The sequence below is a fragment of the Mesorhizobium sp. M8A.F.Ca.ET.207.01.1.1 genome (genome assembly GCF_004794715.1).
GTDB lineage: Bacteria > Pseudomonadota > Alphaproteobacteria > Rhizobiales > Rhizobiaceae > Mesorhizobium.
In genome coordinates this window covers 51,167-72,900 of record NZ_SRUS01000003.1, presented here as the reverse complement: position 1 = coordinate 72,900, position 21,734 = coordinate 51,167, and the positions used below count along the sequence as shown (strand labels likewise).

General features: G+C 64.8%; 25 protein-coding genes and 1 pseudogene. 11 read left to right on the top strand and 15 right to left on the bottom strand.

Annotation, left to right across the window (positions count from 1 at the left end; genetic code table 11):
- Positions 1–103: 103 nt before the first annotated feature.
- A complete protein-coding gene (locus EN850_RS09005) occupies positions 104–601 on the bottom strand; it encodes an FxsA family protein (protein ID WP_127873563.1) in 498 nt (165 codons plus the stop codon).
- 199 nt (positions 602–800) lie between these two features.
- On the opposite strand from EN850_RS09005, the gene EN850_RS09000 reads away from it, so the two are divergent.
- From EN850_RS09000 to EN850_RS08985, 4 genes are read left to right on the top strand one after another with little or no spacing between them, the layout of a single operon-like run.
- Positions 801–1,508, top strand: coding sequence for a Tim44/TimA family putative adaptor protein (locus tag EN850_RS09000; RefSeq protein WP_127277701.1), 708 nt, complete (start codon positions 801–803; stop codon positions 1,506–1,508).
- 21 nt (positions 1,509–1,529) lie between these two features.
- Positions 1,530–2,627: a murein transglycosylase A gene (locus EN850_RS08995; RefSeq protein ID WP_136091047.1), complete on the top strand. Its 1,098-nt coding sequence runs from the start codon at positions 1,530–1,532 to the stop codon at positions 2,625–2,627.
- Complete coding sequence (locus EN850_RS08990; RefSeq protein ID WP_127873559.1) at positions 2,627–3,157, top strand: Smr/MutS family protein; 531 nt, start codon at positions 2,627–2,629, stop codon at positions 3,155–3,157. Before EN850_RS08995 ends, EN850_RS08990 begins: the two co-directional genes overlap by 1 nt.
- Positions 3,154–3,522 carry a helix-turn-helix transcriptional regulator gene (locus EN850_RS08985; protein ID WP_127277693.1) on the top strand — a complete coding sequence of 123 codons (369 nt, stop codon included), beginning with the start codon at positions 3,154–3,156 and terminating at the stop codon, positions 3,520–3,522. The genes EN850_RS08990 and EN850_RS08985 overlap by 4 nt, the downstream gene beginning before the upstream one ends.
- Before the next feature lie 174 nt (positions 3,523–3,696).
- On the opposite strand, the gene EN850_RS08975 is transcribed toward EN850_RS08985, so the two are convergent.
- From EN850_RS08975 to EN850_RS08955, 4 genes are all read right to left on the bottom strand, one after another.
- Positions 3,697–3,945, bottom strand: coding sequence for a hypothetical protein (locus EN850_RS08975; protein ID WP_127277694.1), 249 nt, complete (start codon positions 3,943–3,945; stop codon positions 3,697–3,699).
- Between the two features lie 381 nt (positions 3,946–4,326).
- Positions 4,327–4,941, bottom strand: a complete 615-nt coding sequence (locus EN850_RS08965; protein WP_135922115.1) for a transglutaminase-like cysteine peptidase — start codon at positions 4,939–4,941, stop codon at positions 4,327–4,329.
- Between the two features lie 161 nt (positions 4,942–5,102).
- Positions 5,103–6,380, bottom strand: a complete 1,278-nt coding sequence (locus EN850_RS08960; RefSeq protein ID WP_135922119.1) for a polyhydroxyalkanoate depolymerase — start codon at positions 6,378–6,380, stop codon at positions 5,103–5,105.
- Positions 6,381–6,684: 304 nt separating this feature from the next.
- A complete protein-coding gene (locus EN850_RS08955; RefSeq protein ID WP_127277697.1) occupies positions 6,685–7,053 on the bottom strand; it encodes a septal ring lytic transglycosylase RlpA family protein in 369 nt (122 codons plus the stop codon).
- 310 nt (positions 7,054–7,363) lie between these two features.
- Here EN850_RS08955 and EN850_RS36295 point away from each other — a divergent pair, with 310 nt between their 5' ends.
- Positions 7,364–7,549 (top strand): hypothetical protein, encoded by a 186-nt coding sequence (locus EN850_RS36295; protein ID WP_189524608.1) that lies wholly within the window; start codon positions 7,364–7,366, stop codon positions 7,547–7,549.
- Positions 7,550–7,639: 90 nt separating this feature from the next.
- On the opposite strand, the gene EN850_RS08945 is transcribed toward EN850_RS36295, so the two are convergent.
- From EN850_RS08945 to tauA, 8 genes and pseudogenes are all read right to left on the bottom strand, one after another.
- Positions 7,640–8,437, bottom strand: coding sequence for an ATP-binding cassette domain-containing protein (locus EN850_RS08945; RefSeq protein WP_135918119.1), 798 nt, complete (start codon positions 8,435–8,437; stop codon positions 7,640–7,642).
- Positions 8,438–8,444: 7 nt separating this feature from the next.
- A pseudogene (locus EN850_RS08940) lies at positions 8,445–9,220 on the bottom strand (ABC transporter permease subunit).
- Entirely contained in the window at positions 9,217–10,374 is a 1,158-nt protein-coding gene (gene ssuD / locus EN850_RS08935) for an FMNH2-dependent alkanesulfonate monooxygenase (RefSeq protein ID WP_189591038.1), read from the bottom strand. Before ssuD ends, EN850_RS08940 begins: the two are co-directional and overlap by 4 nt.
- A gap of 76 nt (positions 10,375–10,450) precedes the next feature.
- Complete coding sequence (locus EN850_RS08930) at positions 10,451–11,404, bottom strand: sulfonate ABC transporter substrate-binding protein (RefSeq protein WP_136091044.1); 954 nt, start codon at positions 11,402–11,404, stop codon at positions 10,451–10,453.
- A gap of 228 nt (positions 11,405–11,632) precedes the next feature.
- A complete protein-coding gene (locus EN850_RS08925) occupies positions 11,633–11,821 on the bottom strand; it encodes a hypothetical protein (protein ID WP_136091043.1) in 189 nt (62 codons plus the stop codon).
- A gap of 19 nt (positions 11,822–11,840) precedes the next feature.
- Positions 11,841–12,701: an ABC transporter permease subunit gene (locus tag EN850_RS08920; RefSeq protein WP_127873550.1), complete on the bottom strand. Its 861-nt coding sequence runs from the start codon at positions 12,699–12,701 to the stop codon at positions 11,841–11,843.
- Positions 12,698–13,471: a taurine ABC transporter ATP-binding protein gene (locus tag EN850_RS08915; RefSeq protein ID WP_136091042.1), complete on the bottom strand. Its 774-nt coding sequence runs from the start codon at positions 13,469–13,471 to the stop codon at positions 12,698–12,700. Before EN850_RS08915 ends, EN850_RS08920 begins: the two co-directional genes overlap by 4 nt.
- Positions 13,472–13,640: 169 nt before the next feature.
- Positions 13,641–14,654: a taurine ABC transporter substrate-binding protein gene (gene tauA / locus EN850_RS08910; RefSeq protein ID WP_136091041.1), complete on the bottom strand. Its 1,014-nt coding sequence runs from the start codon at positions 14,652–14,654 to the stop codon at positions 13,641–13,643.
- Positions 14,655–15,159: 505 nt separating this feature from the next.
- On the opposite strand from tauA, the gene EN850_RS36290 reads away from it, so the two are divergent.
- Positions 15,160–15,315 (top strand): hypothetical protein, encoded by a 156-nt coding sequence (locus EN850_RS36290; protein WP_189591037.1) that lies wholly within the window; start codon positions 15,160–15,162, stop codon positions 15,313–15,315.
- Positions 15,316–15,408: 93 nt separating this feature from the next.
- On the opposite strand, the gene EN850_RS08905 is transcribed toward EN850_RS36290, so the two are convergent.
- A complete protein-coding gene (locus tag EN850_RS08905; RefSeq protein WP_189591036.1) occupies positions 15,409–16,557 on the bottom strand; it encodes a helix-turn-helix transcriptional regulator in 1,149 nt (382 codons plus the stop codon).
- A gap of 591 nt (positions 16,558–17,148) precedes the next feature.
- Between EN850_RS08905 and EN850_RS08900 the strand changes: the two genes are divergently transcribed.
- Positions 17,149–18,336: a YadA-like family protein gene (locus tag EN850_RS08900; RefSeq protein ID WP_245525182.1), complete on the top strand. Its 1,188-nt coding sequence runs from the start codon at positions 17,149–17,151 to the stop codon at positions 18,334–18,336.
- A gap of 94 nt (positions 18,337–18,430) precedes the next feature.
- A complete protein-coding gene (locus EN850_RS08895) occupies positions 18,431–19,060 on the top strand; it encodes a hypothetical protein (protein WP_136091039.1) in 630 nt (209 codons plus the stop codon).
- A gap of 72 nt (positions 19,061–19,132) precedes the next feature.
- On the opposite strand, the gene EN850_RS08890 is transcribed toward EN850_RS08895, so the two are convergent.
- Positions 19,133–19,777 (bottom strand): LysE family transporter, encoded by a 645-nt coding sequence (locus tag EN850_RS08890; protein WP_189524228.1) that lies wholly within the window; start codon positions 19,775–19,777, stop codon positions 19,133–19,135.
- Between the two features lie 484 nt (positions 19,778–20,261).
- On the opposite strand from EN850_RS08890, the gene EN850_RS08885 reads away from it, so the two are divergent.
- The 3 genes from EN850_RS08885 to EN850_RS37700 all read left to right on the top strand — a co-directional run bounded on the left by EN850_RS08885 (position 20,262) and on the right by EN850_RS37700 (position 21,729).
- Positions 20,262–20,660 carry a hypothetical protein gene (locus EN850_RS08885; RefSeq protein ID WP_189343802.1) on the top strand — a complete coding sequence of 133 codons (399 nt, stop codon included), beginning with the start codon at positions 20,262–20,264 and terminating at the stop codon, positions 20,658–20,660.
- Between the two features lie 132 nt (positions 20,661–20,792).
- The gene (locus EN850_RS08875) at positions 20,793–21,212 is read left to right on the top strand and encodes an SRPBCC domain-containing protein (RefSeq protein ID WP_135918109.1); all 420 of its coding nucleotides are present in this window, start codon (positions 20,793–20,795) and stop codon (positions 21,210–21,212) included.
- A gap of 385 nt (positions 21,213–21,597) precedes the next feature.
- A complete protein-coding gene (locus EN850_RS37700; RefSeq protein ID WP_272483033.1) occupies positions 21,598–21,729 on the top strand; it encodes a hypothetical protein in 132 nt (43 codons plus the stop codon).
- Positions 21,730–21,734: the final 5 nt, after the last annotated feature.

Here is a 21,734-nt window from a genome sequence, read left to right as displayed (position 1 = left end):
GGCCGGCGTTGCGGCCAGCCTCTTTCTCCCCGTCACTATACGGGGAGAAATGCCCGGCAGGGCAATGAGGGGCGGCGCCGGCCTCTCGGAACAGATCAGAACTCTAATCGTCCTTCAGCCGCCGCCAGGGCGAATTGTGGTCCGGGCCGCGCTTCAGGTCGTCCTCGCGCGAATAGTCGCCGTCTTCGAGGTCGATGACCTTGTCGCGCTGGCGGCGGAAGCCGCCGGTGGAGAAATTGCTGGCCACGACGATGCGGCCCTTGAGCCTGTTCCAGGCGAAGTCGCGCACCGGCGGCAGGAACAGCAGCAGGCCGATAATGTCCGTAATGAAGCCGGGGATGATCAGCAGGATCGCGGCGACCACGATCATGGCGCCATGGGCGAGCTGGCGGCTGGGGTCGTGGCCGGCGGCCATCTCGGCGCGGATGCGAGCCATGACGCCGAAACCCTGGTGCCGCAGCAGAAGCACGCCGGCGAAGCTCGAGGCCAGCACCAGGCCGACCGTCGCCAGCGCGCCGACCTCACGGCCGACGACGACGAAACCGGCGATTTCCAGCAGCGGCAGCGCGAGGAGAAAGAAGGGAAGCAGCGAAATGCGCAAGTCTTTACCGACCATTCGATTGTTTTGGCCCGCCGGCGACCAATCGCCGCTGGCACGGAGGCTGTTAGATAGGTATGCCTGCCTTTGATTTGAATGATTGCGCCTTGCGTTCTATATGCTTTGAATGGTGAACGCTATGCGACCGCGGCCTGTCGGCTTGACGGTCCGGCCTAGAGGCAGGGATTGATTGGCGGAAAATATGGGCTTCTTCGACTTCGGCACGATTTTCTTCCTGATCGCGGCGGTGGTGATCTTCTTCCAGCTGCGCAACGTGCTGGGCCGTCGGACCGGTAGCGAGCGGCCGCCCTTCGACCCCTACACGGCGGCGCGCACCGACAAGGAGGCCACGCAGAAGCCCGAAAACGTGGTTTCGCTGCCGCGCAAGCGGCTGCCCGGCGAGGCGGCGCCGGCCGACGCCTATACGGCGATCGACGCCTTCGCCAAGCCCGACACCGACCTCAACAAGGGCCTGCGCGCGATCAAGGACAACGACCCGTCCTTCGATCCCAAGGGTTTCGTCGACGGCGCCAAGATGGCCTATGAGATGATTGTCATGGCCTATGCCGACGGCGACCGCAAAACGCTGAAGAACCTTTTGTCGCGGGAGGTCTATGACGGGTTCGTCGCCGCGATCGGCGAGCGCGAGGCCAAGTCGGAAAAGATCCAGTCCTCCTTCGTCGGCATCGACAAGGCCGACATCGTTTCGGCCGAGATGAAGGGCGGCGAGGCGCATGTGACGCTGCGCATCATCAGCGAGCTGATCTCGGCGACGCGCGACCAGGCCGGCGCCGTCATCGACGGCGATCCGGAAACCGTGGCCGAGGTCAAGGATGTCTGGACCTTCGCCCGCGACACGCGCTCGCGCGATCCGAACTGGAAGCTCGTCGCCACCGAAGAAGAAGACTGAGCCCGGGACAGGCGGGCTCCGGTGTCGCTGTCGCCTCTCCTTGTTGAAAGGTCCTTCGGCGACCTACCCGGCTGGGCCGGCGACGACCATCTGCCGGCCTTCGAGGCGTTTGCGCGTTCCGCCTTGCATGTGCCGATAAAACCCTATCGCAGCGGTGCGCTGGGCGTCGATTTCGGCGCCTTCGCCGAAGCCTATGCGCAAGCGCGTGGCGCTGCGCCGGCGAACCGATCCGAGGCTCGCGCCTTCTTCGAGCGCCATTTCGTTCCCATGCTGGTCCGGCCGGAAACCGGCGCCGGGCTCGTCACCGGCTTTTACGAGCCGCAAGTCGAGGCCTCGCCGGTGCGGACGGAGCATTTTGCCGTGCCGCTGCTGTCGCGGCCGGCCGATCTTGTCGACGTCGACGACGCCAACCGGCCGGCCGGGATGGATCCTTACCTCGCCTTCCCCCGCCGGACGCCGGATGGGCTGGCCGAATACCCCGACCGTGGCGCGATCGAGCGCGGCGCGCTCGCCGGCCAGGGGCTGGAGATCGCCTGGCTGGCCGACAAGGTCGATGCCTTCTTCATCCATGTACAGGGCGCTGCGCGGCTCGCCATGACCGACGGCCGGCTTTGCCGCGTCACCTACGCCGCCAAATCCGGCCAGCGCTTTACCGGGCCCGGCAAAATCTTGAGCGAGCTGGGCGAAATCCCGCTGGCGGACGTGACGATGCAGTCGATCCGCGCCTGGTTCAAGGCGCATCCGCGGCGCGTCGACGAGATCCTGTGGCGGAACCGTTCCTACATCTTCTTCCGCGAGGCCGCGGTGGATGACGCCGCGCTCGGGCCGATCGCGGCCGCCAAGGTGCCGCTGACGCCGGGCCGCTCGATGGCCGTCGACCGGCTGCTTCACACATTCGGCACGCCTTTTTACATCGACGCGCCGACGCTCACCGCCTTCGACAAAAGGCCGTTCCGGCGGCTGATGATCGCGCAGGACACCGGCTCGGCCATCACCGGACCGGCGCGCGGCGACCTGTTCGCCGGCTCGGGCGATACCGCCGGCGAGATCGCCGGCGTGGTGCGCAACGCCGCCGATTTCTACGCGCTGGTGCCGCGCGCGCTGGCCGGGGGCGCATGATGAGCAAGCGTCCGGACAAACTCAGCGAGGACGACCGGGTGCTGTGGAACCTGGTGGCGCGCACGGCCAAGCCGCTCAAGGGCCGCGCCGCCGTCGACATTGCAGACATGGCCGTCGATGCCAGGCCGACGCCGTCGCAGCCGGCCCAGCCCGCCGCCGGCCCGGCTGGCGCGGCAAAGCCGAAGGTGCAGCATGTCACGCACCGGCTCGACGAGCCGACCCTGGACAAGTTGCAGAAGGGCCGGTTGCCGATCGAGGGCCGCGTCGACCTGCATGGCATGACGCAGGACGAGGCCTATTCGCTGCTGTTCTCGTTCCTGCACCGGGCGCATGCCGGCGGCGTCCGCTATGTGCTGGTCATCACCGGCAAGGGGTCGTCCTCGGGCGGCGACGGTGTCTTGCGGCGTGCCGTGCCGGCCTGGCTGTCGACGCCGGCGTTCCGGCCGCTGGTCTCCAGCCACGACCATGCCGCCCGCAACCACGGCGGCTCGGGCGCGCTCTATATCAGGCTGCGGCGGGCGCGCTCATGACGCCGTTCGGCGAGAAGCTGCGGGCGCTGAGAGCCGAGCGCGGCGTCAGCCAGAAGGACATGGCCGCGGCGATCGGCGTCAGCGCCGCCTATCTCTCGGCGCTGGAACATGGCCGGCGCGGCGCGCCGACCTGGACGCTGATCCAGAAGATCATCGGCTATTTCAACATCATCTGGGACGATGCCGAGGAGCTGGCGCGGCTGGCCGAAGCCTCGCACCCGCGCGTCAGGCTGGACACGTCGGGTCTTTCCCCCGCCGCCACCGAACTCGCCAACCTGTTGGCCGAAAACATCGAGAAGCTGGATGAGGCGGACTTGCGCCGCATCACAGGATCGATCCAGGCGGCCTTGGGCCGGCGATCCTAGAACAATTGCAGGAAAAGTGCGTAGCGGTTTTCCGGGGAGAAGCGCGTAGCGCTTCCCCTTGGGAATTGCGTAAAAACAAAGAGTTTCTTTGCTCCGACTTTGCGACGGCCGAGCGATCGCCGGTCGCAAGAACAGCGCCCACCGGCGAGTAACCGGCGGGCAGCCATGGTGAGATCAATTCTTGCCGGCCGTGCTGCCGCCATTGCCGCCACGGCCATGGTCGCCATGGTTGCCATGATCGCGGCCGCCATTGCCACCGCCCAGGCAGTCCGACGCGCCGGCGGCGCCGCAACAGCGGCCGCTCCACAGGTCGTTGAGGCTGGTCTTGGCGCAGCTTGGAATGGTCTGCTCGGCCAGAGCGGATCCGGTCAGGGCCGAAACGGCAGCGGCGGCGAGAAGGGTGTTGCGCAGGAAAGCAGTCATTTGAAGTCTCCATGGTTTGGGTTTCTATCGTCCACGGCTGTGTGTCGCCGGGCGAACGGAAATGGTTCACGGAGGGATGCGGAAATCTTTGGAATGGCTATGCGAGACGCCCGATCGGCGATGTCAGCGCCGCCCCTCATCTGCCTGCCGGCATCTTCTCCCCGTAGAACGGGGAGAAGGTCGCTGTGGCAACCTCGCCACCCTTCCTGTACCGCTGACAATTGGCGAAATCGGCGATGACGGCGTCTTTCTCCCCGTCACTATACGGGGAGAAATGCCCGGCAGGGCAATGAGGGGCGGCGCCGCCCTGCGCCAGGGATAAGCGGAAGACATTTTCGTCGGGACGAGAGGTGCCGCGGTTCCGAACCGCGCCGCCCTTTCCTACTGCACCGAGCCCACCAGAACCTGCTGGCCGCCGCGGATCGAGACCCAGCGGCCGGTGTTGTCGATCGCCTGCCGCTTGAGGAAGCGGTAGCCGGTCTGGTCCCAGGGCTTGACCTTGTCGGTCAAATTGTCGAGCACATAATCGCCGCCGTCGGTGCGCACCGTCAGCACGGCGTGACCTTCGCCGTCGGGCTTGCGCACCACGGTTATCAAGAGATCGGCGAGCGAAACGCCCATGCGGGACAGCTGGCGCCGCTTCTCCAGCACATAGTCCTCGCAGTCGCCGACGCCGTTGTCGGGATAGGCCCAGACCTCGTCCGTGCCATAGATGTCCATGTCGCTCATCGGCTTGACTGATGCATTGACCCTGGCGGTGACGTTGAGCAGCTTGCGCATCAAGCCGTCGGTCAGGGTGGCCGGCGCGAGGCTGGCCGGACGGATCGAACATTCGCCCGGATGCTGCTTACAGAAATCGTAGTGGCCGATCGGCTGCGAGGTGAGGCCACCGGTCGCCATCGCGTCCGAAGCCCAGGCCGGTGCCATCCAGCCTCCCGTTACTGCCAGCCCGGCTGCCACGCATACGCGCAGCCTTCGCATGGTTGAGGAATTCATTGTCCCCGCTCGCCCTGTTGTTAACGAAACGTTAAGGGCGATTTACACTCCGTGTCAATTACGACGTCGGGTTGATTTGCAGCATGGTTACCCGCGAAGAGGTACAGCGGCACTTGTGCAACAGAATCGGACCGCCGGCCCGGCTCCGTTTCTAGAATTGCCTACCGCTTGGCGGTGCGGACCAGCTTCGGCTTCACCGCCACCCGGTTCTGGCGGCCATAGCTGGTGATGAAGTCGACGATGCGCGGCACGATCTCGGAGCGGAAGCGCGAGCCGTTGAAGACGCCGTAATGGCCGACCGCCGGCTGCATGTAATGCGCCTTCCTGTCGGCGGGGATGTTGACGCACAGGTCCTGCGCGGCCTTGGTCTGGCCAAGGCCCGAAATGTCGTCGTTCTCGCCCTCGACCGTGAACAGGGCAACGTTGCGGATGGCGGACGGATCGATCCTGGTGCCGCGATGCGTCATCTCGCCCTTGGGCAACGCATGGCGCACGAAGACGGTGTCGACGGTCTGCAGGTAGAACTCCGCCGTCAGGTCCATCACCGCCAGATACTCGTCGTAGAAGTCGCGGTGCTTTTCTGCATTGTCGCCATCATGCTTCACAAGGTGCATGAAGAAGTCCTTGTGGGCGATAATGTGGCGGTCGAGGTTCATGCTCATGAAGCCCGAAAGCTGCAGGAAGCCGGGATAGACCTCACGGCCAAAGCCCGGCACCGGCCAGGGCGCGCGCATGACGACGTTGTCGCGGAACCAGTCGATGCCCTTTTCCTCGGCCAGCAGATTGACCGCGGTCGGGTTGCGGCGGGTGTCGATCGGTCCGCCCATCAGCGTCATCGTCGAAGGGACGAAGGGGTCGCCGCGCGTTTCCATCAGCGAAACCGCCGCGAGCACCGGCACGGAAGGCTGGCACACCGCCATCACATGGGTGTCCGGACCCAGCGTGTGCAGCATGTCGATGATGTAGTCGATATAGTCGTCGAGATCGAAGCTGCCATCGGCCAGCGGCACCATGCGCGCGTCGACCCAGTCGGTGATGTGGACATCGGCATAGGGCAGCATCGCCTCGACCGTGCCGCGCAGCAGAGTCGCGTAATGGCCCGACATCGGCGCCACGATCAGCAGCTTCGGGTCGGCCTTGCGTCCGGCGGGAACGGCGCGCTCGAACCGGACGAGATTGCAGAACGGCTTCGACCAGATGGTCTTTTCGGTGACCGCGACGCTCTTCCAGTCGACCACCGTCTTGGCCAGGCCGAATTGCGGCTTGCCGTAGCGGCGCGTGGTGCGCTCGAACAGTTCGGCGCCGGCCGCGATCGATCGGCCCCAGGGTGTGTGCGAGACCGGATTGAGCGGATTGGAGTAGAAGAGCCGGACAGCGTCGGCATAGAGCCGGGCCGGCTGCAAGGCGGCATGGTTCATTTCGTAGAGCTGGTAGTACATCAACAACCCCGCTGCTGCCTCGACCGAAGGGACGACGAGCAGCGCCGAGCCTTGAATGTCACGCGGGGAGGTTAACAACTAATTGCTGCGATGCAATACGTCACGTCGCGTGACCAATGCTTCTTTCGTCCAAAGCCTTGAAAACCGGCCCCGGACGGCACAGCCGGCTCAATGTGCGCCGCCGAAATGTGAAGGATATGTGTCAGGCTTTCGCGCCGGACACCTGACCATGATCCCCGAAAAATACCCGCTTTGCGCCGCTGAGCCGCGGTCCGCGAGGGATCATGGTCAAGAGACGGTCATATCAGACGCGCGCCATGCAGACCGAAGTCTGGCCGGAGCCGATGAAGCCGAGCTGGCCGGCGGCGCCTTTCGACAGGTCGAGCACCCGGCCCTTGATGAAGGGACCACGATCGTTGATGCGCACGACGACGCTGCGGCCGTTGTTCTTGTTGGTGACCCGCAGTTTGGTGCCGAAAGGCAGCGTGCGGTGGGCGGCGGTCATCGCCGAGGGGTTCATGCGCTCGCCCGAGGCGGTCCTCGAGTGCAGCGCGTACCAGGACGCGCGGCCACACTGGCCGGCGGCGGCGGTTGCCGAAGTGGCGGAGGCGCCGACCATCAGGCCAGCAGCGATCGTTACCGCGACAAGCGCGGTCTGTTTTGGGGTCTTCATATTTGGGGGATGGCTCCGTTTTTGACAGACCCCAGCCGTTAGGTCGAGAATAAGGCAGGAAATGCGGCAGTGATCTGGCGGTTCCATGGCGAGATCACACGTTTGGAGTCACCGGGTAACAGTCTGTCAGGGATCTTCTGGAGCGTCGGGATCAGTTTTCGGCCTTGTTTTGATCGGGACGAAGGACTTTCATGACAAGATTAGACGTTGATCTTCAAATAGAAACCCGCGCGATCTGGCCACTTCCTTCGGCTCTTTCATCGCGGCCACGGCGCCGCGATCGATCGACTTTCAAAATCGGGGTCCGACAATGAGACTAATCAAAAATCTGCTGGCCTTGATCGTGCTGGCCGTCGGTGCGCTGTGGTCGCTGCAAGGCATCGGCGTGGTCGGCGGCAGCTTCATGACCGGCCAGTCGCAATGGCTCTATATCGGCCTCGCCACCATGCTGATCGGCCTGGCAGGGCTGGTGTGGGCGAACCGTCGGCTTCGATGAAAGGTCGACCCCCACTCCGTCGAAGCGGCGACGGAGAGGGGGAAGCCGCTCGTCAATCGCGCAGGCGCCGCGGCCCGACCCGCCGCGGCCCTAACCGAACAGCTGGTCCAGAATCCTGCCTTCGAGGCGGGCAAGCTCGGCGGAGCCGCGGCGGCGCGGCCGTTCCACCGGCACATCCAGATCGAGCGCGATCCTGCCGCCGCTTATCACCACCACCCGGTCGGCGAGCGCAACCGCTTCGGCGACATCGTGCGTGACCAGCACGGCGGTGAATTTCTGGGCTATCCAGATACGCTCCAGCAATTGCTGCATCTCGATGCGGGTCAGCGCGTCGAGCGCCCCGAGCGGCTCGTCGAGCGCCAGGACCTGCGGGTGACCGACCAGCGCGCGGGCCAGCGCCACGCGCTGCTTCTGGCCGCCGGACAGCACCGAGGGCCATTCATCGGCGCGATCGGCGAGACCGACCTCGCCAAGGATATCCAGCGCGCGTTTCCTGGCCTCCGCACCGGAGGCGATGCCGGTCAACCCGACCTCGACGTTTTTCACCACGCTGGCCCAGGGCAGCAGGCGCGGCTCCTGGAACATGAAGCGCGTGCGGCTGTGGCCCTCTTCCTCGGCCCCCAGCGTCAGCGATCCCGAGGTCGGCCGGTCGAGCCCCGCGAGCAAGCGGAGCAGCGTGCTCTTGCCGCAGCCGCTTTTGCCGATGACGGCGACGAACTGCCCGACCGGCACGTCGAGATCGATGCCGTCGAGAACGGTCTTGTCGCCAAAGCGTTTCTCCACGCCCTTGAAGGCGAAGGCACGCCTGCCTTCGACCGATATCGCCGGGCGCGCTGGCGCTGGCGTGGTGACAAAGGAGCGGACGGCGGTCAGACTGGCGGCTGGCATCGAATACTCATCCGTTCTGAAAGGCGGGATGCCAGCCGAGCGACAGGCGCTCGAGCAGGCGGGCGAGACTGTCGGCGAGCTTGCCGAGCAGCGCGTAGATCAGGATCGACAGCACGACGACATCGATCAGCAGGAACTCGCGCGCCTGCATGGCCATGTAGCCGAGCCCGGAGCTGGCCGAGATGGTTTCGGCGACGATCAGCGTCAGCCACATGATGCCCAAGGCGTAGCGCAGGCCGACGAAGATCGCCGGCAGCGCGCCGGGCAGGATGACGCGGAAGAACAGCGCGCGCCGGTCCATGCCGTAGACGCGGCCCATCTCCACCAGTTGCGGGTCAACGCTCTGGATGCCGAGCAGCGTGTTGACGTAGATCGGAAAGAACACGCCGAGCGCCACCAGGAACAGTTTTGCTTCCTCGTCGATGCCGAACCACAGGATGACCAGCGGAATCAGCGCCAGGTGCGGAATGTTGCGGATCATCTGCAGCGTGGTGTCGGTCAGGCCGCGGCTCAGCGTCGACAGCCCGTTGGCAAGGCCGAGCGCGAAGCCGATCGAGCCGCCGACGGCGAAGCCGGCCAGGGCGCGCGCCGTCGAGACGCCGATGTTGCGGATCAGTTCACCGGACAGCGTCAACCGCCAGAAGGCCTCGGCGACAGCACTGGTGCCGGAAGCACGTTGGCCGGCATGACGCCGGCGCGGGAAGCCACCTCCCAGCCGGCAAGCACCAGCACCGGCAATAGCCAGCCGATGCCGTTCCTGCGCAGGCGCGTGAAAAAGCTCATGACGCGGCCTGCAGGCGGGCCGCGCCATGGAAGCCGACGGAGAATTCGTTGGCGATGTCTTCGCGCGGCTTGAGCCGCCTGGTACCAAGCCCGAGCTTGGGGAAGAGCAGTTCGGCGACGCGATAGGCTTCCTCGAGATGCGGATAGCCGGAGCCGATGATCGTATCGATGCCAATCGCCTGGTACTCGCGAATGCGGTCGGCGACCTGCTCCGGCGTGCCGACCAGCGCGGTGCCGGCGCCGCCGCGCACCAGCCCGACGCCGGCCCACAGATTGGGCGAGACGAGCAGCCTGTCGCGGCGGCCGCCATGCAGTTCGGCCATGCGGCGCTGGCCGACCGAGTCCATCTGATTGAGGAACCGCGCCTGCGCGTTCTCGATCTGCGCATCGGTGACGTGGCTGAGCAGCCGGTCGGCGGCGCGCCAGGCTTCGTCCTCGGTTTCGCGAACAATGAAATGCAGCCGGATGCCGAAACGCAGTTCGCGGCCGCGCAATGCCGCTTTCGCGCGCGCCGAAGCCAGCTTTTCGGTGACCTGCGCCGGTGGCTCGCCCCATGTGAGGTACATGTCCACCAGGCCGGCGGCAAGATCCTGCCCGGCGTCGGACGAGCCGCCGAAATAAAGCGGCGGCCGCTCCTGTGATGGCAGAAGGTCGAGGCGGCCATTCTCGACGCGGTAATATTTGCCGTCGAAATTGACGCGCTCGCCGGACACCAGACCGCGCCAGATGGTCAGGAATTCATGCGCCTGCGCATAGCGCTCGTCATGTGGCAGGAAGACGCCGTCGCCGGCAAGCTCGGCCGGATTGCCGCCGACCACGACATTGAGCAGCAGGCGGCCGTTGCTCAGACGGTCGAGAGCCGCCGTCTGGCGCGCCGCGAAGGTCGGCAGGGTCACGCCCGGCCGCAGCGCGACGAGGAATTTGAGCCTTTCGGTCAGCGTCGCCAGTCCAGTGGCGGTGATCCAGGAATCCTCGCAGTTCTGTCCGGTCGGCAACAGCACGCCGGGGAAGCCGAGCCGGTCGACTGCCTGCGCGATCTCCTTGAAATAGCCGAACTCCGGCGGCCGCTGCTGCTGCTCGGAGCCAAGATAGGAACCGTCGCCATGCGTCGGGATGAACCAGAAGAAATCGAGTGGCTTGGCTGGCGTGGTCAAGGCGGGCCTCCTGGAGGTCAAGGCACAATGGCAACGGCGCCGGGCGTTCCTCCACCCGGCGCCGCGTGACGAAAAATCAATTGCCCGGCGCTGTCCAAACCGCGTCGGAAATCCGCACCGCCTTGGGGATCAGGCCAAGCTTGTAGAAGCGGTCGGCGGTAGCCTGCTGACCGGCCACGATCTCGTCGGTGATCGGAAAGATGCCGAACTTGCTGCGATTGGCGGCGATGGTCTGTGCGTCGAGCGGCACCCCGGTGACCTCATGGAGCGCCTCGGCCACCTTGTCGCGATTCTGGTCCGCCCATTTCGCCGCCTCGCCAAGCGCGGCGATGGTCGTGGTGACGATTTCGGGATGCGCCTTGGCGAAATCCTTGTTGGCGAGGAAATAGGTGTTGACCTTGAGCACCTCGCTGGAGCGGGCCAGCACACGCGGCTGGTAGCGGGTTTCGGCGATGGCAAAGAACGGATCCCAGACCGCCCAGGCATCGATCTGGTCGCTGGCGAAGGCGGCGGCCGCATCCGCCGGGCTGAGATAGACCGGCGTGATCTGATCGAAGGCGACACCTGCCTTTTCCAGCGCGGCGACGAGAAGATTATGCGCACTGGTGCCCTTGCCGACGCCGACGCGCTTGCCCTTGAGGTCGGCGACCGCCTGGACCGGCGAGGCCGGCTTGACGAAGATCGCCTCGCCTTCGCCATTGGACGGCAGCGCCGCGGCATAGACGATGTTGGCGCCGGCCGATTGACCGAAGATCGGCGGCGCGTCGCCGGTCCAGCCGGCATCGATGGCACCGACATTGAGCGCTTCGACCAATGGCGGCCCGGCGGTGAACTCGACCCACTTCACGGTGACGCCCTTGTCGCCGAGCGCCTTCTCGATCACCTGCTGCTGCCTGGCGATCACCGGCAGGCCGGTCTTCTGGTAGCCGATGCTGAACTGCTTCAGGTCCTGCGCGGCGGCGCCGAACGACAGCACCACTGTCGCGGCCACGAGGCCAATGCCGAAAACGCGTCTCGTCAGATTGAACATGATCCCTCTCCTTCAATGCGCGGGCGGCGCCAAGAAACTTCCGATCGACCGGAGTTGGGATCAGGCTAGGTATGTCTATAAACTTAGTAGAGGAACAATTTTGCGAGATGGATCGGCAAGAGGGAATTGTTTTTCTACATCCCGATCGAGCGGCAAGGCCGTGCCAGCTTCTCTCCCCTTCACGGAGCAGGGGACCCTTTCTCAACGGTTTCGCCAACTGCTAGCCACTCACTGCGACCAGTACTGCCAGGCCCAATAAAAGCTCTCGTCGCGCGGCGGCAGGCGGTCGTGCCCGGCGCGGAGATGGACCGGCGCCGGCGAGCGCGGGCCGTCCTCCTTTGCCGCTTTGTCGTCGGCGGCAAGGCCGAGCAGCCAGGAGCCGACATGAGCAAACAACACGGCGGTGGAATGGGTCATCGTCATTCTCCTCTTCCGATCATTCACGCCCCGCCCACGGGACGAGCACGCGCTCGATCCGGCGGATGGTGAATTCGAGCACGAAGGCGATGGCCGCGATCACCAATATGCCCATCACCACCACGTCGGTGACGAGGAATTGGGCCGCGGACTGGATCATGAAACCAAGGCCGCGCGTCGCCGCCACCAGTTCGGCCGCGACCAGTGTCGACCAGCCGGCGCCGAGCGCGATGCGCAGGCCGGTCAGGATCGAGGGCAGGGCGCTGGGCAGGATCACGTGGCGGACCACCTGGGCGCGCGTCGCGCCAAGCGAACGCGCGGCGTTGATGCGCTCCCGCGAGACGCCGCGGACGCCCGAGGCGGTCGACAGGGCGACCGGCGCCAGCATGGCGATGGCGATCACCAGGATCTTCGACGGCTCGCCGATGCCGAACCAGATGATGACCAGCGGCAGATAGGCCAGCGGCGGGATCGGCCGCAGGAATTCGAGCAGCGGATCGAAGATGCCGCGCCCCACCGTGCTGATGCCGATGGCGAGCCCCACCGGCACACCGACCAGGATGGCGGCGGCCAGCGCGGCAAAGACGCGGCCGAGGCTGGCGACGACATGCTGCAGCAGCGTCGCGTCGACGAAGCCGTCGCGGATGACGACGACGAACTTGTTCCACACGGCGAGCGGCGAAGGCAGGAACACCGGCGACACCAGCTGCAGGCGGGCCGACAGCGTCCAGAGCGCCAGCACCGCCAGGATGGTGGCGGCGCTGACCATGCGCGCCGAAACGCCGGTCCGTTTCGTCCGTGGCCTCGACCAGGGCACCGACAGGCCGTCGGTTTCGTCCGTCGTTGAACCGGGCCGTTCCGTGTAGGAGGAAATGGTCATGCCGCCTCTCCCTCGAAGATCGCGTCGGTCAGTTCGCCGCGCGCCGCCGCGAAGGCCGGGTCGGCCTTGATGGCGCGAATGGGCTCGCCGGAGGCATAGCGCCGGGAGAAGCCCGGCTCGAAGGTTCGCACCACGCGTCCGGGGCCGGGCGCCAGCACGACGACGCGGGTGGCGAGCACCAGCGCTTCCTCAATGCCGTGCGTCACCATCAGCACGCCGGCGTGGCTTACCGTCCAAAGGTCGAGCAGCGTCGTCTGCATGCGTTCGCGCGTCAGCGCGTCGAGCGCGCCGAGCGGCTCGTCGAGCAGCAGGAATTCGGGTTCGGCGGCGAGCGCGCGGGCAAGGCCGACACGCTGGCGCATGCCGCCCGACAGCTCCCAGATGCGCTTGTCGCCGGCATCGCCGAGCTTCACCAGGTCCAGCAGCCGGTCGGCGCGCCGCGCCCGCTCGGTCGGCCTGACACCGCGCAGCCGCAGCGCGAAGGCGACGTTCTCGCGGGCGGTCAACCAGGGAAACAGCGCATCGTTCTGGAACACCACCGCCCGGTCCGAACCGGGTCCGGTGATCGGCTGGCCGTTGATCGAGGCCGTGCCGCGCGCGGGCGCGACCAGGCCGGCGGCAACGTTGAGCAGCGAGGTCTTGCCACAGCCGGAGCGGCCGACAAGAACGACGAAGTCATTCCCGGCGACGTTGATCGACACCCGCTCGACGGCGGGCGCCGGCTGGCCGTCATAGTGGATGGAGATGTTGTCGAGCACGAGATTCGGCATGGCCCCTCGCCGAGCAATTCCAGAAAAGTGTCAGGCGGTTTTCCGTCCGGAATTGCGTCAGGGATGAATCGGTTCGGTAAAATCCGCCTGCCCCGAAACCGCGCCTCGTCAGCGGCTCCGGGACAGGCAACGCACGGCGTCCGGGAAGGTGAGCCGCGCGTTTGGGCCGTCAGTTCGAGGCCAGCGCCTCGGTGACGTATTTCGACGTCACGTATTTCGAGTAGTCCGGCAGCACGGCGTCGACCTTGCCTTGCTCCTTGAGGAAGGCGGACGCGGCCGCGACCGCCTTGACCGTGCCGCCGCCGAGGAATTTGTCCGAGGCCTGCTCTTCAAGCGTCGGGAACACATAACCCTTCAGGAGCTCCGGCACTTCTTCCAGCTTGGCGCCGGTGAGCCTGGCGATCGACGCGGCCTGCGGCGACGACACCGACCAGGCGTCGGGCTTGGCGAGATATTCGGCATAGGCTGATCCCGTCACCTTGACGAAGTCGCGCACGGCTTCCGGATTCCTGTCGGCGAAGTCGGTGCGCACGATCCAGGCATCGAAGGTCGGCGCGCCCCAAACGGCGACCTGCGAGGAATCCAGCACCACCTTGCCCGATGTCTTGATCTGGCCCAGCGCCGGATCCCAGACATAGGCGGCATCGATATCGCCGCGCGCGAAGGCGGCGGCGATTTCCGGCGGCCTGAGATTGAGGATCTGGACCGACTTCGGATCGACATTCTCATGCTTGAGCGCGGCAAGCAGGCTGTAATGCGTCGTCGACACGAACGGCACGGCGACCTTCTTGCCGGCGAGGTCGGCGACCTTCTCGATACCGGCGCCGTTGCGGGCGACCAGCGCTTCCGACGGCCCGATCAGGCCGACCACGAAGATTGTCTGGATCGGCAGTTCGCGGCTGGCGGCGGCCGCCAGCGGGCTCGAGCCGACATAGCCGATATCGACCGAGCCGGAGGCGACCGCGGCGATGACGTCGGCGCCGGAATCGAATTTACGCCAGTCGATGCTGGCCTTGGTGGCCTTTTCATAGGCGCCGTCGGCCTGCGGCACCTTGGAGGGCTCGACCACCGTCTGGTAGCCGATGGTGATCTTCAGGTCATCGGCCATGGCCGGAGCGAGGAAGGCGGCGCCGGCAAGGGCCGCCGAAGACAGGAGAATGATGCGGCGTGAAATGCTGGACATGAAAGGCTCCTTGAAAAAGGGGAAAACCGGATTGCCTGTTCATAGTCAGCTAATTCTATGGTTCTTGTAGAGTTAAATCCTTCCAACGAAGGTGGGTTTGTTGGAAAAAATCTGCCGATGAGACCCCGCCGAGGCGGAAAGGGCGGCTCCGGTGCGCCCACCCTGACATAGCGGTACGGGCGTCGGGGGCGAAATCGTCGGGCTGGGACCGTCACTGTCCACCGAACGGTGGACGACCCGAAATTCTTTTCGTGGTGGTCTGCGTCTACCTCTAGTCCCGATCCAATGGGCACCCATAGATTTCAAATGCTTGGAGAATACGACGACAATTGAGGATGATTGCGAATGCAATACAATTTGCCCGCAATACCAGCACTGTATTTGTATTTATCACCACGACGAAGGATATTGTGACTGCACTTGCGGGCCGCTGCAGATCCTATCCGAGCGCGCCGCAAAGCGGCCGTCGCATAGCATTATAAATATCTGCGTAAAGGGTGCCGAATTGTCGGCCGTGGCGGCGTTCCTGAGCAGGTACAGCGAGGAAGAATTGTTCATCCCGGCCGCGCGCGCGAGGACGAAAATTTCGCTCGAGATCAAAAAGACAACGCTTGCCAGCGTGATCGAGCACATTGGTTTGCGGATCGGACTGCCTGGTTGAAATGAATTCCCGCGACAAGGCCGCTTGAGTTCGTTGCTGGTTGCAACCGGCCCGCGCCGTATGTCTCCCCGCAGCCGGGGTCTGCTCACAGGGCTACGCCACGCCGGCCATAGGCGACGCCAGCGACGCCGCGAGCTGAACCAGCTCGGCCTGTCGCCGCACGCCGGTCTTCTCGAACAGCCGCAGCAAATGCGTCCTGACCGTGCTCCGGCCGATGTTGAGGGCATCGGACGTCTCCTCCACCGTGCGGCCCGCCGCGATCTGCTCGAAGACACGTGCCTCGGCCGGCGTCAGGCCGAACAGCGCCGCGACCAGCGCGGTCGGCGCGACAAAGGGCGTATCCGCGCGTGCGACAAACACCGCCGCCACCACGCTGGCATCGAACGCCCCGCGCCCCGGACGCAGCGGCAGCACGTGCAAGGCTCCGGCCGAGCCGTCCTTCCAGCGTATCGGAACTCCCAGCCCCTTGCGATCGATGGCGCTTTCGTCCTGTGCCGCCTGCGATACCGCGACGGCCAGCGCGCTGGACACGGCGGCGACCCTGGCGGTGAGAACTCCGTTGCGGATGTTCAGCAACTCGCCCGTGGCGACGATGTCCTGGGCAGCTGGATTGGCATGCACGACATGCAGATCGGCGGTGGTGAGAAGGATCGGCGCCGTCAGCGTGTCGAGCACCGTCTGGAAGGTCGACCGGGCAATCGCCGCCATGTCCAGCAGCCGGTTGATCGTCGCGGCGCGCTGCAGATGCGGGATCAGCAATCGGGCGGCCTCGATCTGCAGATCGCTGATGGGAGCGGCATCGACATGGCGGCTGAAGGACAGCGAGCCTAGACCACGCCCATCCCGCGCGAGCGGCAGCGCCAGGGAATCGATCATGCCTTGCGGTTTGCCGCACTCCACGAAATAGCGGTTCGTCGTGGTGTCGAGGTTGGGATTGAGCTGGCTCAACACCGCCGGCCGATCCATCGGCAGCGAGCCTACCACCGCCATGCCACCCCATAGCTCGACGATTTCAGCGCCGTAGCTGGCCATCCGGTCGACATAGGGCTGCGGGATGTTGCTGGTCACGTTGACCAGCACCTCGCCCGACGGCAATGCTTGCAGGCGGATGGCGGCGGTCCCGAAGCCGAGCGCGATGCGCATCTCCTCGATCGCGACGGGCCAGCGCGCGGGATCGATCGCGGCGTCGTAGATCAGCCCGATCAGTTCGGACAACTGAGCCATCGAGAAGGCAGAACGCATCGCCACCATCCTTGCCGCACGGCAACAAAATCCTTGCTGTACCGCAGCAAAATTAAAGCATGATCCGGATCGGGCAAGCCCTTTGATCATCTCCCGACGGGGATGGTCATCCGGCCCCGGGCGCTACCATCGAACTCCGGCCGTCGCTATCCACCGAATGGTGGAAGACGCGGCATTCTCTTTGTGTTCGGTTGCCCCCCGTCGGGTGCTGCGGTCCTGCGCGGAATTCGAGGGCGTCGGTGTTTGCAAGGCGAGTGCTGTTCGGGGACGGCACAGCCGCCAAGTGCGCGATTGCCTGATCGTCAGCCCAGCCATGGTCGGAGCACCTCCCACCCGGCCCGGCCAGCGTGCGGGACCGACAGCGCCGGCAGGGGACTTGGTGGATTGTCTGGCAATGAAGCGAGGGCTTTGGGCGTGATTGCAGAAACGATTGGATGCGTGAGCGTATTGGAAGACGCCGCTGCCGAGACAATAAGCGAAACAGTCGCGACAAAGTGCCAAGGGCGAAAAGGCAATGGACTAATGTCGGCCGCGACGGCGGTTTTCGGTGGACTGGCATCCTCCCAAGTGCCCGCCCTCGGGACGGCAGTGATGGTGGCGATCGCGGCCACCGGCTTTGTCGCCTTCACGCCGGGCGCAGCGCGCGCGGGAGTCATCTGCTCGGATTTCAATGGTGTGGACGGTGGAGCAGCCTATGCCGGAGGCTCGACCCGCTCCACCGCATGCGGATATTTCGCCAACAGCAATGGCGATTTCTCGACAGCTATGGGCGATAGCGCGGGCGCCATTGCGGACAACAGCGTGGCGCTCGGCTACCTCGCTAACGCGGGCGGTTACTATGACCCCTATGGCAGCCCCACTATCAACTATGAGAATTCGAACACGACAGCCATCGGCGCCGGGGCTCAGGCCGGGGCCCGAGGGGCGGGCGGGTCAAATGCCACCGCCATTGGCGCTTCGGCTAAAGCGCGCGCTTTGAACTCCACCGCGCTGGGCGCGGGTGCGACCGCCCTCCAAGACAACTCCATGGCGATCGGAGCGGGCGTTACGGCGACGCGCGAAAATCAGGTCATGCTTGGCACGGGCAGCAACACCTACACGCTGGCCGGGATCACTTCGCAGGCGAGCACGGCCGCGCAGGCCGGCCCGACCTATCTGGTGACGACAGACGCCGGCGGCAATCTGGCGGCGTCGACATTCGATGTGGCCACGCTTACGAATTTGCCTGCACAGGTCGCCCAGAACGGCATCGCCATCGCCGATCTGAACAGCACGGTGAGCAGCCACACGACGCAGATCACCGCCAACACCACCGAGCTCGCCGACCACGAAACGCGCATCGCCAACAACACCTCACAGATCAGCACCAACACCCAAGAACTCGCCAATCATGAGACGCGTATCACCAACAACACCAACGAGATCGCGGATCTCGATACCAGGGTGACGACCAACACCGCCAACATCACCCAGCTCGACGGCCGCGTCGGCGCTCTCGAGGCCGGCCTCCAGGGCCTGGATGACCAGATCAGCGAAAACCGCACGGAAGCCCGTGCCGGCACCGCGCTAGCTCTGGCCACGGCGGGGCTGCGCTATGACGACAGGCCGGGAAAATTGTCGCTGGCCGGCGGCTTCGGCAACTTCAAGGGCCAGTCGGGCCTGGCGCTCGGTCTCGGCTACAATCCCAGTCTGGATTTCCGGCTCAACGCCGCCTTGTCGGCGACCACCAATCGCGGCGATGTCGGCGTCAGCCTCGGGGCTTCGTGGACGCTGAACTGATCACGAGTGCGAGGGGGCCGCTGGCGGCCGCGTTCCCACAGACGCGGTCGCCAGTATCGCCCGCCGCCGGCTCGATTGCGACCGCGGAGTCCACATGAAGCGCCTCCACTGTTCGGCGACAGGGCCGGTGACCCGGGCCGCCCTGGCAGCCTTGCTGGCGGCCAGCTTGATGGCGGCATCCCCGGGCGTTGCGTGGGCGCAGACGAAAAAGACCGAGAAGGGCGACAAGGTCCGTGTGGCCCATGCCGCCGGGATCGATCGCAACGGCGTGCTGATCCTGATCCGCGGCACGCTTCTGGCGCTCGACCAGGCCAACAAGACCGGCAACTACACGGTGCTGCGCGATCTCGGTTCACCGAATTTCCAGGCCAACAGCGCCGCCCAACTCGGCGACATCTTTGCCAACCAGCGCAAGCAGGCTCTGAATTTCGGCGCGGTCGCGGTGCTGGAACCGCAACTGACCCTGCTGCCGCAGATCGAGCCGAACGGCATGTTGCACATGGCGGGCTTTTTCCCTTCGGTCCCGATGCAGGTCAATTTCGAGCTCCTGTTCGAGCCGGTGAACCGGCAGTGGAAGATCTATGGCGTGTCGGTCAACCTCACCTCGGGAGCACCGCAGGCGCCCGATACGCCCGCCGCCGGACAGCCGAAACCAGACGAGGCCGGCCCACCGCCGGACGCGCCTTCGATGGAGGTGCAGCCGAAGAAGCCGATGAAACCCTGACATCCGTCGCGCATCGCGCCGGCGCCAGGGCGGTTCCCAAGGGAAAGCGCTCACACTTTCCGTGGAATTGCCCTATGGCAGCAATCCCACGCGCAGCGCGCTTGCCAGCAAGGACAGCGCGAAGACGAACAGACCCGAACTGAAGCCGAGATTGACGTAGCGCAGGCCGCGCGCGCTCAGCCGCTTTCGCAGATGGTTGGTGGCCAGCGTCAGCGTTGTCCACCAGCTTGCCGAACCGATCAGCACGCCGGCCGATACAAGCGCCAGGGTTTGCCAGGACGGCAAGCCCGCCCCCAGGATCCCCGGCGTGAGCGTGAGGAAACCAAGCAGTGTCATCGGGTTGCCCAACGTCCAGATCAGCCCCGTCAGATAGGCCCGGCCCGACGGCATACGGCGCTGCAGGGACGTGTCCAGCGACGGTGTCAGCCGCGCCGCCGTCACCGACATGTAGAGCAGGAACATACCGGCGCAGAGCTGCAGCCATACGTGCCAGCCCATCAGCATGTGCGCCACCGCCCCGAGCCCGGCGGCGGCCATAGAGGCATAGACCGAATGTGTGGTCGCCGCGCCATAGCCGGTCGCCAGACCGGGTACGATACCGCCGGCGATCGTGCGCTGCACGCATAAGAGCCCGGTGGGACCGATGGGCGCGGCGACCGCGAACCCCAGCAAGGCGCCCCGCATCATGTTGAGGAGAAGTTCCGGCGTGCCCGACATGCTGACAGATCTTCCTTTGACCGCACGTCGTCGGGGGAGCCCGGCCAGGCAACAGCCTGGGCCAGATGCCAGCCGTGGCCGGCCACGGTCACCCGTTTTCGTGAGCTGCTTCGACATTCTTCCGGTAGGACGGCCGTTGGCGGGGCTGACAAGCCAGTCGTCTTGAATCTCTCCAAGTATTAGCGAAATGTAATGTTCCGTCTCGCGCTATAGAGACGGCGTTCTGTCCCGTGAGTTGAAGACCTGACCGATGCGCCGGCGCATTCACTGGCGGTGGAGAAAATCTAGAATTCTCCTGATGCGCGTCACATGCTTTTGAATTCAGTCCAACCTTAAGCCGACGCACCCAATCACGAAATGGTCGTCGCGGCGTCCACCATTTGGATTAGGCTTGACACCCAGCTTCTATTTTTTTCTACTGACTTGGTCGCGAAGTCGAACGAGGATTGATCCCGTTGAAGCGATATCGGCGCAGCAGCACGCCATGTCCGACCGGGGCCGCCAGCCCATGTTGGTCAGCATGACTGCCCGATCCTATCCGGCGGAGCGCATTTCAGAACTCATAGGCACCATCTACGATTGCGTCCTCGATCCTGGCCGATGGCCATCGGTCGTCGACAACATTCGATTGGGAGCTGAAGTTCTGCTACGCGGTTCTCGGGTGTATCCGCTTCCGGGCGGCGAAGTTACGCTCGGCGTCGCGACAGGCATCGATTCGGTGAGGCTCGGCGAGGTTCCCGCCCATGGCCAGGACCTGGTCGACCTCTGGGGTGGCGACATCAGGGTCAAACAATATCCGCTCGAGGAGCCGTGGCTCAAGGCCACGCGCTATGATGTCGTCTGTCTTCAAGAACTCAAAACCTCGGATGAGAAGTTCGGTTGAGGCGATCGGCGGCGCTGCTTACGGCGAGCTGGCCAGCGGCATTGAGCGAGGCGCTGCGTGAATGTGTGATTTGAGCCGTGAACGACATGGAAAGGGACAGACCTCACCCACGCAAAATCTTGAAGGCACGATATGAACTTTGACATTAGGGCCAGAGTGTCGCTTCTGATCAACGCTAACCCGCAGGTTGTCTTCGACGCATGGGTTGACCCACCTGCGATGGAGCAATGGCTTTTCAAATCGCCGACTAACATCCTGAGGGCAGTGACCAATCCGCAACCGGGCGGGACATATTCGATCATCGAGCACGACGGGGACAGCGTCATTACGCATGACGGCATATACTCGGTGGTCGACCGCCCTGCCCGCTTAGCATTCAGCTTGGTAGTTCCCCAGCACTTCGAGGGGACGGCGTTCATCGAGATCCTGATTGCGTCCGAGGGTACGCAGTCACGCCTTGATTTCCTGGCCGCCGGAGACGGGCCTGAAGACGCGCAGAACCTTTGGAACCGGATGCTCGCAAATCTCGTCGAGCTGTTGAACCGAAAGTGAGTGGCCAAGGACAGCCACCGCCATTTCTTGGGCTATTAGCAAGTCAACTTTCCGGGGCGGAGCCGAAAGCTGGCGTTCCGTTTTCGGCATGGCTGTTAGGCCGACATTGAGGTTACGCATGCCGCCGACAGCACAGCCAGCCCTCGTCTTTGTGGCTAAAACGACATAGAGCGATCGCATAAAGGGTCGAGGCATAGCGGCGCGTGACCGCGATGCAACATGATGGGCGTCGAGGGCCGCGGCATCGCCCCTGTGAGAGCAGGATTCCCGAATTAGCTGGCTTGGCGCAATTCCGTACCTCGAATGGGGATGGAATTGACAAACCATTTCGCGCCAGCGCGCATAAGTATAGTAATCTTATCGACATAGAGAATTGGAGGCGACGATGACGGGCCATGTCGAGCGTATCGCGATTGCCGGCGTCACCGAATCCCGGCGGCCGGCCGGTGCGCGTCTGAATCCCGTTTCTGTGTCGCTGGCGTCACAAGGCGGGCCTAAAATCGCCGCAACGGTTTGAAAATC